Origin of the sequence: Agromyces sp. NPDC058484 (assembly GCF_042720415.1) — a bacterium.
Classification (GTDB): domain Bacteria; phylum Actinomycetota; class Actinomycetes; order Actinomycetales; family Microbacteriaceae; genus Agromyces.
In genome coordinates this window covers 87472-101257 of the sequence record NZ_JBHXMP010000004.1, presented here as the reverse complement: position 1 = coordinate 101257, position 13786 = coordinate 87472, and the positions used below count along the sequence as shown (strand labels likewise).

8 protein-coding genes and 1 pseudogene are annotated in these 13786 nt (G+C 73.7%); 4 read left to right on the top strand and 5 right to left on the bottom strand.

Annotation, left to right across the window (positions count from 1 at the left end):
* Positions 1–265: 265 nt before the first annotated feature.
* The gene (locus ACFWN7_RS05000) at positions 266–2080 is read right to left on the bottom strand and encodes an ATP-dependent helicase (RefSeq protein WP_376937630.1); all 1815 of its coding nucleotides are present in this window, start codon (positions 2078–2080) and stop codon (positions 266–268) included.
* Positions 2077–3084 (bottom strand): NAD(+) diphosphatase, encoded by a 1008-nt coding sequence (gene nudC, locus ACFWN7_RS04995; RefSeq protein WP_376937629.1) that lies wholly within the window; start codon positions 3082–3084, stop codon positions 2077–2079. Before nudC ends, ACFWN7_RS05000 begins: the two co-directional genes overlap by 4 nt.
* 86 nt (positions 3085–3170) lie before the next feature.
* Between nudC and ACFWN7_RS04990 the strand changes: the two are divergent.
* Positions 3171–3926 (top strand): annotated as a pseudogene (locus ACFWN7_RS04990) (phosphotransferase); the annotation flags it as partial.
* Positions 3927–4204: 278 nt separating this feature from the next.
* Here ACFWN7_RS04990 and ACFWN7_RS04985 read toward each other — a convergent pair.
* Positions 4205–7675, bottom strand: coding sequence for an ATP-dependent DNA helicase (locus ACFWN7_RS04985; protein WP_376937628.1), 3471 nt, complete (start codon positions 7673–7675; stop codon positions 4205–4207).
* Positions 7672–10791 carry a PD-(D/E)XK nuclease family protein gene (locus tag ACFWN7_RS04980; protein ID WP_376937627.1) on the bottom strand — a complete coding sequence of 1040 codons (3120 nt, stop codon included), beginning with the start codon at positions 10789–10791 and terminating at the stop codon, positions 7672–7674. Before ACFWN7_RS04980 ends, ACFWN7_RS04985 begins: the two co-directional genes overlap by 4 nt.
* A 92-nt stretch (positions 10792–10883) precedes the next feature.
* On the opposite strand from ACFWN7_RS04980, the gene ACFWN7_RS04975 reads away from it, so the two are divergent.
* Together ACFWN7_RS04975 and ACFWN7_RS04970 are read left to right on the top strand one after the other, a co-directional pair.
* Positions 10884–11108, top strand: a complete 225-nt coding sequence (locus ACFWN7_RS04975) for a DUF3107 domain-containing protein (protein ID WP_376937626.1) — start codon at positions 10884–10886, stop codon at positions 11106–11108.
* A gap of 2 nt (positions 11109–11110) precedes the next feature.
* Positions 11111–11422 carry a hypothetical protein gene (locus ACFWN7_RS04970; RefSeq protein WP_376937625.1) on the top strand — a complete coding sequence of 104 codons (312 nt, stop codon included), beginning with the start codon at positions 11111–11113 and terminating at the stop codon, positions 11420–11422.
* 19 nt (positions 11423–11441) lie between these two features.
* Here ACFWN7_RS04970 and ACFWN7_RS04965 read toward each other — a convergent pair whose 3' ends face one another.
* Entirely contained in the window at positions 11442–12158 is a 717-nt protein-coding gene (locus tag ACFWN7_RS04965; RefSeq protein WP_376937623.1) for a ferritin-like fold-containing protein, read from the bottom strand.
* Between the two features lie 133 nt (positions 12159–12291).
* Between ACFWN7_RS04965 and ACFWN7_RS04960 the strand changes: the two genes are divergently transcribed.
* Positions 12292–13776 carry a DEAD/DEAH box helicase gene (locus ACFWN7_RS04960; protein ID WP_376937622.1) on the top strand — a complete coding sequence of 495 codons (1485 nt, stop codon included), beginning with the start codon at positions 12292–12294 and terminating at the stop codon, positions 13774–13776.
* Positions 13777–13786 lie beyond the last annotated feature (10 nt).

The window sequence follows — 13786 nt, the reverse complement described above, 5'->3', positions numbered from 1 at the left end:
GACGCACCGCACCTCTCGGTCGTCTTCGACGACACAGGCGCCCGCGTCGGGCCGCTCGTCGAGCCCGGGTCGGGTCCGTGCCTGCGCTGCCTCGATCTCGCGAGGCGCGACGCCGACCCCGCCTGGCCGGTCATCGCGGCGCAACTCGCGGGGCGCGCTGCGGCGAGCTGCACGCCGAGGGCGGCCTTCGACGCGAGCGCGCTCGCCGCCGGCGTGATCGACGACCGGCTCGCGCGCGGCGCGCGGAACCTCGCCGACGCGTCGCTCACCCTCGGGCGACCGGGCGCCCTCCCCCGGCGACGGCGCCACGCGCCGCATCCGGAGTGCGGCTGCCGAGCTCCCGGAGGAATCGCGACGGCTCCCGTTCGCCTCGGTGCGCGCCACTCGCACGCGCCCAGCTCAGGCAGAGCCGGCGCCGTGCCCGCGTGATGCCGACGTAGAGCAGGCGCCGTTCCTCGTCGATCGCGTCGAAACCCTTCGCGTACGCGATCGGCAGCATGCCCTCGGCAAGACCGACGATGAAGACCTCGTCCCATTCCAGGCCTTTCGCGGAGTGCAGCGTCGCGAGTGCGACGGCCGACACCGTCGGCTCGTGCTGCGCTTCGGCACGAGCGCGGAGCTCGTCGGCGAACTCGCGGAACGTCGTGCCCTCGGGCGCGTCGTCGACGAGCTTCGCGATGGCGTTGAGCGACTCCCATCGCGCCCGCAGCGCGCCCGGCCCATCGGGCGCCCGCACCGTCCAGCCCATCGAGCGCAGCACGTCGCTCACCGACTTGAACAACGGCTCACCCGCGATCGTGAGCGCAGCGGCGCGCAGCGAATGCACCGCCTCGCGCACCTCGGGCTGGTCGAAGAACCGCACCGCGCCGCGTACGCGAGAGCCGACGCCGACGTCGTCGAGCGCCCGCTCGAGCATCGCCGACTGCGAGTTGACCCGCATGAGCACGGCGATCGTCTCGGGCGCGACGCCCTGGTCGATCCGATCGCGGATCCTGGTCGCGACCCCGCGGGCTTCGGCGAGCTCGTCGCCGTAGGCGACCACGGTGGGGTCGACGACGGCGCGGTCGACGACGCTGCGGTCGACGACGCCAGTGTCGATGACGGATGTCGCAGCGGCATCCGTTCGGCCATCGTCAGCGCCTGCGACCGCCTCGAGCACCAGCGCACCGGGCCGGCCGCGCATGAGCCGGTTCGCGACGCCGACGACCGCCGGCGTGGACCGATAATTGCGCTCGAGGCGCACGAGCGTCGCATCCTCGAACCTGCGCTCGAAGCCGAGCAGGTACTCGGACGTCGCGCCGGCGAACGAGTAGATGGTCTGGCTCGCATCGCCGACGACGCACAGGTCGCGGCGGCCGCCCAGCCAGAGGTCGAGGAGCTGCTGCTGCGCGGGCGAGACATCCTGGTACTCGTCGATGACGAAGTGCCGGTAGCTCTCTCGCACGTGCAGCGCGACCGACGGCTCGGACTCGATCATGCCCGCGGTGGCGAGGAGCACGTCCTCGAAGTCGAGCATGCGGCGCTCGTCCTTCAACTGCTCGTAGCCGGCCATCAGCGCGAGCAGCTGCTCGGGGCCGAGTGATCCGGGGGCGCCTCGAGCCGCGAGCCGCGCCTCGTAGCCCGTCATGTCGACGCAGCTCACCTTTCGCCACTCGATCTCGGATGCCACGTCGCGGAGCGTGGGCACGTCGACCCGGAGCTTCAGGCGCTCGGATGCCTCGCCGAGCAGCCGGCCCTTGTACTCGAGCACACGAGGCGCCGAGCCGCCGACGACGAGCGGCCAGAAGTGGTTGAGCTGGGCGAGGGCCGCAGCGTGGAACGTGCGCGCCGGCACCCCGCCGGCACCGAGCATACGGAGCCGCGCGCGCAGCTCCGCGGCGGCGCGTGCCGTGAACGTGAGGGCCATGACCCGGGCGGGGTCGTACGCTCCGGATGCCACGCCGTAGGCGATGCGGTGCGTGATGGCCCGCGTCTTGCCGGTGCCGGCGCCCGCGAGCACGCACACCGGTCCGATCAACGCCTCGGCGACGACCCGCTGGTCGTCGTCGAGCGCGTCGAGGATCGGATCGCCTGCGGTCATGGCGCTTCCCAGGGCGTGCGCTCGGCGATCGGGCCGCCGTACCAGCGCTCGAGCATCCACCTGGCGATCGAGGTCTCGCCCGGGAGGGCGATCTCGGCGGTCGCCTCGGTGAGCTCGGCTCTCGTGAACCAGCGGAGCTCGAGGATCTCGACGCCGTCGGGGCGGGCCGCGGCTGCGGCATCCGGTGCGACTCGCGCCGTGAAGCCGAGCATGAGGCTCGCCGGAAGCGGCCAGGGCTGCGAGCCGGAATAGACGACCCGGTCGACGCGGATGCCGGTCTCCTCGCCGATCTCGCGGATGACGGCGCCCTCGAGCGACTCCCCCGGCTCGACGAACCCCGCCAGGAGCGAGAAGCGATGCTGCTCCCAGAGCGCGTTCGAACCGAGCAGGACACGGTCGTCGTCGTCGGTCACGAGCACGATCACCGCCGGGTCGGTGCGAGGGAAGAGCAGGTTTCCCTCGCGTTCGCAGCGCCGGGCCCAGCCGGCCTGCTCGATCGAGGTCGCCGATCCGCAGCGGGGGCAGAACGGGTTCGCGTCGTGCCAGTTCGCCAGCGCGATCGCTTCGGTGACGAGGCCCGCGTCGCGGTCGTCGAGCAGGGGCACGGCCGAACGGAGCCCCGCCCAGCGGCCCGCTTCGGGCTCGATCGACGCCGCGGCATCCGCCTCGAAGACCCGCAGCTCGACGGGCGTGCCCGACGGCAGGCCGGGCACCCAGCCGCCGACGTCGTCGCCGTCGCCCCCGCCGTCGAGGTCGTCGCCGCCGAGGGTTCGACCGAGATAGGCGCGCAGCTGCGGAACGGGAAGTTCCGACGGATGCCGGAGGTCGAGCGTGGGCGACGACCCCTCGACCTGCTCGGCGAGCAGGACGCGACCGCGGTGCAGAGCGACCACGCGGGAGGCCGGATCGGCGTCGAATCGCTCGGCGAAGTGCTCGAGGCCGCGAGCGTCGCCGTCGCGGTCGATTGCCGCACGAGCGAGCGGTGGGACTGTCGGTTCGCGCACGGGCCACCTCTCTGCTTCAGGGCGGAGTCGGCGGGAAGGCGTGGCGGTCGCCCCGGAGGCGGAGTTGCCTGCTTAAGCTGTGTGCCATGGCCAGACCCCCACTCACTCTAGCCGCGTTGGCCACGGCGGCGGTGCCCGGGCTCGAGGTGCGCAGGGCACGGGCGCACACCCGTCGCAGCCACGGCGCCTACGACAGCGTCGAGCTCGAATCCGCCGACGGCCGCCGTCTCGTGATCCGTGCGCCGCGCTCGCAGAGCGCTGAGACCGAGCAGTCCGCCGACCTCGTCGCCATCAGGGCGATGACCCCCGGCATCCGCTCGCGCCTGCCCTTCGCCGTGCCCGGCTTCATCGGCCAGGCGCCGATCGACGGCACCCGCGCGATCGTCACCGAGTTCCTGCCGGGTGGCGTGCGCACCGCCGATGAACTGACCGAGCACGAGGGCCTCGCATTCTCGGTCGGCTCCGCGATCGCGGCGATCCACGGACTGCCGGCGGGGTTCATCGGCGACGCCGGACTGCCGCGGGAAGACGCCGACCAGGCTCGTGACGGGGTCGTCGAGCTCGTCGGACGCGCCGCGGACACGGGTCGTCTCCCGGTGGCGATCCTTCGTCGCTGGGAGCAGGCCACCGACGACGAGGCGCTCTGGCGCTTCCGTCCGACGGTCGTGAACGGGTCGCTCACGGGCGACTCGGTCCTCGTCGAGGGCGATGCCGTGAGCGGCGTCGTGGGGTGGGCCGCCCTCTCGGTCGGCGACCCGGCCCGCGACCTGCACTGGCTGCTCACGTCCCGGGGCGCGGCGGCCGAGGTGGCACTCGACGCCTACACGACGGCCCGCGGAGGCGGGGCGGATGCCCACCTGCCTCAGCGCGCCCTGCTGTACGGGGAGCTCGAACTCGCCCGCTGGCTCCTGCACGGCGTGGCGCAGCACGATGCGGCGATCGTCGAGGACGCCGTCGCGCTCCTCGACGGACTGGTCGGGAGCATCCACGATCGCTCGAGCGAGCCGCTCTCGCCCGAGACCGGGCCCATCCTCGCGGTCGGCGAGGTCGAGCGGATGCTCGACGACACGCCGCGCGATCACCTCCGCCGCGAGGCGGGCGCGACGCTGCTCACCGACAGCTACGACTTCTCCGAACTCGAGCGTCGCGAGGCCGGCGAACGGCCCGCTGCCCCCATAGACGCGACGGCGCCCATCCCGCTCGACCTCAGCGACTGGGGCGATGCCGCGCCCGCCGTTGACGCCCCGGCCGATGACGCCCCGGCCGATGACGCGACCGACGCCCACGATCGGCGCAGCGCCGCCTCGTCGTAGAGCCGGTCGGGCCGGATGACCAGGTCGTCTTCGACGAAGTAGAAGACGGCGTCGACCTCCTCGGGCGCCACCCCGGCCCACTTCGCGTACGCGAGACGGTACAGGGCGAGCTGCATCTGCTTGAGTTCGAGGTCGTGCGCATCGCGCGGTGCGGCGCCCGTCTTCCAGTCGACCACCTGGTAGCGGATGCCGCGTGCCGCGAGTTCGCCGCCCGCGGGCACCTCGTACACCGCGTCGAGCTTGCACACGAACACGTGCTCCTCGATCGGCAGGTGCAGCTCGAGCTCGACCGCGATCGGCCGCCGGCCTCCCCACTCGGATGCCTCGAACGTCGCCTGCAGTGCGCGCAGCCGATCAGGCGAGGCATCCGCGAGGATGTACCCGTCTCGGTCGTCGGTGCCGGCCTCCGAGGTGACGTCGGGCCACGCGTCGTCGATGGCGGATGCCTCGCCGAGGCCGGTCGAACGGTGCTCGACCCAGGCGTGGAACAGCGTGCCGATGCGGGTGGCCCGGTAGGGGCGCTGCGGCATCGGGCGCCGCAGCTGCTCGGCGACCGCCGAGGGATCGTCGACGTAGTCCTTGAAGCGCGATGCCGGCACGCGGGCGGGGATCGGCGGTGCTCCCGAGCCCTCGAGACGGCGGCGACGGTCTTCGAGGAGCAGGCGCAACTCGTCGGCCAGCTGCGGACCGATGCCGGTGCCCGTCGGCTGCTCGGCCGCGGCACGCACCGCGGCGGCCGCGGCGTGCACCGCGGTGCGCCGGACTCCGAGCGGGTCGAGCGGCCACCGCTCGCGGGACGCGGCGCTCGAGCGCGGGTTCTCGGACGCGGCAGGCGCAGCCGGCAGGACGCCGGGGTCGAGCACCCCGGCGACGGCGAGCTCGCGGAGGAACGGGCTCGGGCTGCGCGGCGTCTTCTGCGTGGACCACCACGAGCCGGTGAGCAGCAGCTGGTCGCGGGTGCGGGTGAGCGCGACGTAGGCGAGCCGGCGCTCCTCCTCGGCGTGGCGCTCGCGGTTCTCGTCGCCGAACGCCCGCACCGCGGCGTCGAACTCGGCCTGGCTCTGCGTGCCGCGCCACGCCAGCTCGGGCAACTCGTCGCGGTCGCCCTTGAAGTCGTTCGGGAGCTCGCCGAACGCCAGCCATCCCTTCGTCGACCGCGGCCTCGACGGGAGTTCGTCGTCGACAAGCCGCGGAACCGCGACGAGGTCCCACTCGAGGCCCTTCGAGCCGTGGATCGAGAGCACCTGCACGGCGCCGGGCTCTGGTTCGTCGTGCCGAGGCGTGAGGCGGTCGCGCTGCTCGGCCTCGGTGAGCCAGCCGAGGAACGCGCCGAGGGTCGGGTGGTCGGCGACGTCGGCGAATCCGGCGAGCAGCTCGTCGAACGCCTCGAGGCTCGGCGCCCCGAGTGGCTGCGACGCGTTCGCGGCGACCTCGACGTCGAGGAGGAGCTCCTGCTCGACGAGGTGCACGAAGTCGACGAGGCCGAGGCCGGCGCGTCGGCGCAGGGACTGCAGCTGGGCACCGGCGCGCCGCATCCGCCCGAGTCCGGTGGTGCTGAAGCCACGCAGGGCGCTGTGGTCGTCGGGAGCGGTGAGGAGGAAGTCGAGTGCGTCGACGATGGAGGGCGACTCGCCGGGCGCAATCGACGCCCTGAGCTCGCGACGCACGTCGTCGCCGAGGCGACGACGCGCGAGGTCGCGGTCGGCGAGCCAGCGGGCGAGGTCGTGGAGCGCGGCGAGGTCGGCGGGGCCGATGCGCCACCGCGCGCCGCCGAGCACGCGAACGAGCTCGGAACCGGCGGTCGGGTCGTGGAGCACGCGCAGCACGCACACGAGGTCGGCGATGACCGGCTGGTCGAGCAGGCCGGCGACGCCCAGCACGTGCACCGGCACGCCGCGGGCGCGCAGGGCGGACGTGAAGACGCCGACGCTCGCGAACGTGCGGCAGAGCAGCGCCCCGCTCCGTGCGGAGCGGTCCCCCGCCCGCCCCAGCCTCGCCGCGAACCATCGGGCGACGAGCTCGGCCTCCTCCTCGATCGTCTCGGCCCATCCGGCCTCGAGCCGGCCCGGCCCGGCGAACGAGGATGCCGCGAGCGGCGCCTTGGGGATGCCGGCGTCGAGCGGCCCGATGATCGTGTTCGCGGCGTCGAGCACGATGCGCGGGTTGCGCCAGCTCGTCGAGAGGTCGTAGACGCCGGCGGCCGCGTCGGGGGCGAAGTCGCCCGCGAAGCGGGCGAGGTTCGCCGCGCTCGCCCCGCGCCATCCGTAGATCGACTGGTCGGGGTCGCCCACGGCCATGACCGAGTGCCCGCGGAACAGGGCGGAGAGCAGCCGCGTCTGCACCACGCTCGTGTCCTGGTACTCGTCGAGGAGCACGGTGCGTGCGCGCTCTCGATGCGCTGCGACGACGTCGGGATGCCGCTCGCAGATCGCGAGGGCGAGGGCCACCTGGTCGGAGAACTCGACGTACCCCCGCTCGCGCTTCGCTGCGGCGTACGCGTCGGCGAGATCGAGCAGCGGCGGCAGGGCGCCGACGACGCCGAGCGCGTCGGTGAACGTGGCGAAGTCGGTGCGCTTGCGCGGCGCCTCGATCGGAAGCCCCTCCATCGCGAGGAAGTCGCGGGCGAACGCGCGCACGTCGCGGCTGTCGGCGACGTTCTCGGCGAGCGCCCGGCCGAGCGCAAGCACGGCTCCGGTGACGCGGTCGAGCGAGGCGTCGAGCTCCACGAGGCGCGGGTCGGCCGACGCGCTCGCGACCGACCGGGCGAGCAGCCACGCGGATGCCTCGCCCAGCACGGTCGCGTCGGGCTCGCGCCCGATCAGCATGGCGTGCTCGCGGAAGATCGCACTCGCGAACGCGTTGTACGTGCCGACGGAGGCCGACTCGAGCGGGTCGAGCACGACGTCGGCGATGCCCTCGGCGACGAGCTGCGCGACCCGCTCGCGCACGCGGTCGGCGAGCTCACCGGCGGCTTTGCGGGTGAAGGTGAGGCCGAGCACCTCGGGCACGGCGACGTGCCCGTTGGCGAGCAGCCACACCACGCGGTTCGCCATGGTCTCGGTCTTGCCGCTGCCGGCACCCGCGACGACGACGCTCGCGCCGTGCGGGTCTGCTTCGATGACGGCGCGCTGCTCGTCGGTGGGGGCGTGCAGCCCGAGGCGGGCGGCGATCTCGATGGCGCCGACGCGCATCGCGCCGGCCCGACTCGCGCCGGCCGCCATCGCGCCGGCCCGACTCGCATCGGCCGCCGTCCCGCCGGCCGAGGTCACCGCGCTCATGCCGACACCGCCGGCACGAGGTGCACCCGGTACTGCCAGGCACCGAACCGCGACCGGAATCCGAGTTCGCCCGGGCCCTCGAATGTGTTGCCGGCCATGATGCGTCCGACGCCGTCGAGTCGCTCGCGGAATGCCGCCTCGGCCTCGTCGTCGAATGGCTGCTGTGCTTTCTCGGTATATGCGACGCCCCGTGCGGGCCTGGCGAGGTAGACGAGCTTGGCGCCGCCGAGCAGCCCGGCGTTCGGCACCTCCCCGGCCCGCGCGGCGAGCTGGTACGACGCGAGTTGCGGATGCTGCGCGGTCTGCTCCGCCGTGGGCGGCGTGCGCCCCGTCTTCAGGTCGACGATCACGGTCGTTCCATCGGGCGACGCCTCCACACGGTCGATCGTGCCGGTGAGCCGAATCCGACCGGCGACCAGCGTGAAGCGCCCCTCGGCGCCGAGCAGCACCTTCCGGTCGTCGTCGAAGTTCGCAAGGTACCCGGAGGCCCCCTCGGTCATGCGCCGCGCGCCCCGACGCTCGCGCTCGGCGACCCAACCGGCCTCGAACCGGAGGTCGCGCCAGCGTTCCTCGACGGACGCCCACAGCGTCTCGACGCTCGTGTCGCCGTCATCGCGGGCACCGGCCTCCTCGACGACCGCGTGCACGATCGTGCCGATCGACGCGGCGATGCCAGACGGGGGCGAGGCCACGTGATCGATGAACCAGCCGAGCGGGGACTCCTCGGCGCGGTCGATCTGCGACGGCGAGACAGCGACGAACGCGTCGGGGTCGCCGTCGAGGTCGACGAGCGGAGCGGTCGTCGACGGCTCGGCGAGCCCGTACCAGTCGTCGGGATGCGCACCCGGCACGCCCTCCTCGGCGAGCAGCGCGAGCGCGGCCGCGGCCTCGCCGTCGGCCGACGCGACCGCCTCGCGACGGAGCGCGCCGACGAGCCCGCGCAGGTGCAGGGGACGCCGGCGCGGCCGCACGCGCGTCGGCGCGCAGCCCATGAGCATCGACGGCTGCTCGTCGTCGTTGGCGGTGCAGCTCAGCACGAGCTGGCGCTTCGCCCTCGAAGCGGCGAGCGCGAACAGTCGCAGTTCGTCGCCGCGCACCGTCGCGCGCGATTCCGACGCCGTCTCGGGCGCCGGCAGCGGCGCACCGGCCCGCGCCGCCGCGACGACCCTCGACAGGAGTCCCGCATGCAGCAGGGTGCCGCGCGGGCGGAGGTTCGGCCAGACGCCGTCTTGCAGGCCGGCGACGACCACGACGTCGAACTCGCGGCCGATCAGCGCTGGCGGCGTGGTCACGAGCACCGTCTCGGCGGCGCGCCGCGGCGCGAGCGAGTCCTCAGGCAGTTCGCTCGCGAGCACCTCGGCGACGAACCGCGTCGCCGGGGCGTCGGGCTCGCGTTCGACGAACCTCGTCGCGGCCGCGAACAGCGCCACCGCGGCGTCGAGCGATCGGTTGGCCTCCTCGGCGAGCACGCCCGTGCCCCGTGCCTGGCTGCCCCACTCGGCGGCGAGGCCGCTGTCGTGCCACAACGACCAGAGCACCTCCTCGATCGTGCCTCCGCCGCCGGCGATGCCGCGCGCCGCGGCGAGGAGCTTTGCGAGCCGTGCGGCACGGCGGCCGGGCGCCGCGTCGATGGTCTCGAAGCCGCCGGGCGCGGCGAGCGCGTCGACGAGCAGCTCGTCGCCGGTGCGGATGCCCCCTGCCGCGAGCTCCTCGTGGCGCAGGGCGAGCCGGAGCCGGCGGAGGCCGATGCCGTCGAGCCGCCCGAGCGGACCGGTCAGCACCTCGACGGCGCGCTCGGCCGTGAGCGGCTCACGGTCGAGCGCGAGCGACGCGGCCACGAGGAGCGCGGCCGCCGCCGGCGCGTCGCGCAGGGCGGTGCGTGCGGCGTCGCCCGCGGTCGGCACGTCGGCGTGCGCGAGCCCCCGTTCGAACGCCGGCACGTCGGCGCCCGAACGCAGCACGACCGCCATCGACGACCACGGCACGCCGTCGAGCAGGTGCCGCTCGCGGAGGAGCGCAGCGACGGACTGGCACTCGGCCGCGTGCGACGGCGCCTCGATGCCGAGCACCGCGCCGAGCGGGTCGGGGTCGGCCGCGGGACCCCCCTCGCCGACGTCGCGCACGAGCGTCGCCCGCCGATGCGTGCCGCCGAGGGCCGTGCCGACGTGCGACGTCGCAGACTGCACGACGTCGCGGATCGCCGCACGCCCGCGATGCACCTCGGCGAGTTCGATGCGCCGAACGGGAGCCCCGTCGAGCACGGCCGTGAGCGACCCGAGAAGCTCCGGCCGCCCGCCGCGGAACCCGTTGCTCGCGACGTCGGGGTCGCCGAACGCCACCACCGCGACACCGCGCGCCGCGAACGCTCCGAGCATCGCGGCAGTCGCCTCGGTCGCCTCCTGCGCGTCGTCGACGACGACGAGACGCAGCCCCGCGAGGGTGCCCAGGGCAGCGGATGCCGCGGCATCCGTCAGGCTCCGGCGCACGATCGACGCGGCGAACGCGCCGAGCTCTGCGGAGTCGAACTGCGTGGGGCGCAGCTGCTCCTTGACCTCGGCGTACTCCTCGAGGAACGCGGCCGCGGCGACCCATTCGGGCCGCCCGGCGCGCTCGCCGAGCCGGGCGAGCGCCGGTGCGTCGACGCCGTGCTCGACCGCCCGCATCATGAGGTCGCGGAGCTCCGACCGGAACCCGCGGAGCGCCCGCACCTCGGTCACGAGCGGCTCGGGCCAGGCCGGGCCGAATCCGTCGCGGATGCCGCCCTCGACCATGTCGCCGACGATCTGGTCGTGCTCGGCGCCGGTGAGCAGCGTGACGCGGGCGCCGGTGGCAGCGCGCACGAGCTGGAAGGCGACCGAGTTCGCGGTGCGCGCGAGCGGGCCCCGTGTCGTGACCCCGAGCCGCACCGCGAGCTGGTCGCGGAGCGCGGTCGCCGATGCGCGCGTCGCCGACAGCACGAGCACCTCGTCGGTGCCGTAGCCGCGCCGCTCGACGCGGTCGGCGACGAGCTCGACGACGAGCCACGTCTTGCCGCTGCCCGGAGCTCCGAAGACCGCGGCGTGCTCACCGTCGGCGAGGGTCACGACGGGGTTCGGGAGGGTCGCGGTGCCGGGCATGCCTGAACGCTAACGCGTTCCGCCGACAGTGAACGCGCACGGCCCGGCGCGGCCCGTGTCGTAGGGTTTCAGCAAGAGCAGAAAGGCGCACAGTGGACGTTCGCATCGGCATCCAGAACTCCCCCCGTGAACTCTCATTCGAGACCTCGCAGTCTGCGGCGGAGGTGGAGCAGGCCGTCGCGGCGGCCCTTGCCGGGCAGGCCGCGCACCTGAAGCTCGCCGACGACAAGGGCACCGTCTACGTCGTGCCGTCGGCGGCACTCGCATACGTTGAGATCGGCTCCGAGGAGTCGCGCCGCGTCGGATTCGTCGCCTGACGATGGAGCTCATGTTCGTCGTGCTCGGCGGCGCGATCCTCGGTCTGGCCGCGCGCTACGCACTGCCCCGACGGCGCACGTACGGCAGCGTGCTCGTCCCCGCGATCGGCGCGGGCGTGGCGGCCGTCATGTGGGTCGGGCTCACCTGGCTCGGCTGGCCGTGGGACGGCACGTGGATCTGGGTGGTCTCGCTGGCCGCCTCGGGCGTCGCCGCCGCGGCATCCGCATTGCTCATCGGTCCGCGCCGCGAGCGCGGCGATGCGGTGCTCTTCGAACGGCTCGCCCGCCCCGGCGCTTCGGCGCGCAACGCGTAGCAGCCCCGAGCTTCCGCACCTACGCGGTGAGGCCGAGCGCGTCCATCCGACGCGTGTGATCGGCGATGAGCTCGGTGAACACCGGCTCGACGCGCTCTCCGGCGCGGCCGTCGGCCTCGGAGGCGCGCAGCGCCGACCGCGCGATCAGGAGGGTGTCGCCCACGAGGCTGCGCCCCCACAGCGCGAGGCGGTCGGCGAGTCTCGGATCGGATCGGATGGCGGCGCCGAGCTCCGACCCGAGCACGACCGCCGCGCCCTCCTCGTCGAGGATGGCGCGCACGCGCGCGCCGAGGTCGGCCGGCAGTCCGTCGGCGAGCCGCGAGAAGTAGTCGTCGAGCATTCCGGCGGTGAGGTGGATGCCGAGCAGCAGCTCGTACCAGTCGGCTCCGGCGGTCGCCTGGCGGAACCGGTCGGTGGCGGGCGCGAACGGCGCCATCACGTCATCGGGTTCGACGCCGAGGCGGCGGAGCTCGGCGATGAGCGCGTGGTGCTTGCGGAGCGCGACGCCCGCGGCGGCGCTCAGCCCCTCTTTCGAGGTGAGGCTCGGCGCGGTCGCCACCGCCTTCGCGAGCCCCTCGAAGAACTCGAGCTGGATGTACGCGGCCTGCCCGAGGAACGGCACCGGCTCGGGCACGAGTTCGCCGAAGTCGACCCGGGCGAGGTCGGTGGGCGCGACGCGCGGACGCAGCCGCGGGGCCTCGGGGCGGGCACCCCGCCGGCTCGTCCAGAACACCACGGACACAGCCTATCCGAGGCTCTCAGGGAGTCTCCGTTAGGCTGGGAGGGCCCGTGGGCGATGGATCCGCGGCCGTGCGCCTGAAGTTGAGACGAGGCGCATCCTCATCTACGACTTCCGAACAGGCAGATCTTTGACTACATTCGCAGAGCTCGGCGTCGCGTCCGACATCGTCGACGCCCTCGCCGGGAAGGGCATCGTCGATGCCTTCCCGATCCAGGAGCAGACCATCCCCCTCGCCCTCGACGGGCAGGACATCATCGGCCAGGCCAAGACCGGCACCGGCAAGACCTTCGGCTTCGGCCTGCCCATCATCCAGCGACTCGGCGACGACCCCGAGAGCGGCGTCAAGGCGCTCGTCGTCGTGCCGACCCGCGAACTGTGCGTGCAGGTGACCGAAGACCTCGAGCTCGCATCCTCGAACCGCCCCACGAAGGTCGTGTCGATCTACGGCGGCAAGGCGTACGAGGGCCAGATCGAGCAGCTGAAGGCCGGTGCGCAGATCGTCGTCGGCACGCCGGGCCGGCTGCTCGACCTCGTATCGCAGCGCATCCTGTCGCTGAAGAACGTGACCGAGATGGTGCTCGACGAGGCCGACAAGATGCTCGACCTGGGCTTCCTCGCCGACATCGAGAAGCTCTTCGCGCAGACTCCGGCCGTGCGCCACACGATGCTCTTCTCGGCCACGATGCCGGGGCCGATCGTGGCTCTGGCGCGGCGTTTCATGACCCGGCCGATCCACATCCGTGCGAACGACCCCGACGAGGGCCTCACGCAGGCGAACATCAAGCACCTCGTGTACCGGGCGCACTCGCTCGACAAAGACGAGGTCATCGCGCGCATCCTCCAGGCCGACGGGCGCGGCAAGACCGTCATCTTCACCCGCACGAAGCGCGCCGCGGCGAAGCTCGTCGAGGAGCTCAACGACCGCGGCTTCAATGCGGCGGCGGTGCACGGCGACCTGAACCAGGACCAGCGCGAGCGCGCGATGGCCGCGTTCAAGGCCGGCAGGAAAGACGTGCTCATCGCCACGGATGTCGCGGCTCGCGGCATCGACGTCGACGACGTGACGCACGTCATCAACCACACCATCCCCGACGACGACAAGACCTACCTGCACCGAGCGGGCCGCACCGGCCGCGCGGGCAAGACCGGCATCGCCGTGACGTTCGTCGACTGGGACGACCTGCACAAGTGGGCGCTCATCAACCGCGCCCTGGAGTTCGGCCAGCCCGAGCCGACCGAGACGTACTCCTCGAGCCCGCACCTGTACCACGATCTCGACATCCCCGCGGGCACGAAGGGCCGCCTGAAGTCGGCCGCCCCGACCGCGTCGCCGACGCGTGCCAGCACCGCCGGCCGCAGCGAGGGCCGCGCCGAGGGCGACGCCGAGCGGGCACCGCGGTCCCGGTCGCGCCGTCGCACCCGCGGCGGCCAGCCCGCCGGCGAGGCCGCGCAGGGCGGCGGAACCGCCGGTTCCGCGGTCGCCGCGCCGAAGGAGCCCGGCACGGGAACACACGACGGCAAGGGACACGAGCACCACGACGGCAACGCGGCGCCGCGCCGCCGCCGTCGTCGTCGCGGGCCGTCCACCGGCGGGGCGGCGCCCGCGGCCTGAGCCCCGCGGC

Bases quoted from the DNA above. Each gene is read 5' to 3' on its own strand.
- ACFWN7_RS05000 (WP_376937630.1), bottom strand. From the start codon at position 2,080: ATGACCGCAGGCGATCCGATCCTCGACGCGCTCGACGACGACCAGCGG.
- ACFWN7_RS04970 (WP_376937625.1), top strand. From the start codon at position 11,111: ATGGAGCTCATGTTCGTCGTGCTCGGCGGCGCGATCCTCGGTCTGGCC.
- ACFWN7_RS04980 (WP_376937627.1), bottom strand. From the start codon at position 10,791: ATGCCCGGCACCGCGACCCTCCCGAACCCCGTCGTGACCCTCGCCGAC.
- ACFWN7_RS04985 (WP_376937628.1), bottom strand. From the start codon at position 7,675: ATGAGCGCGGTGACCTCGGCCGGCGGGACGGCGGCCGATGCGAGTCGG.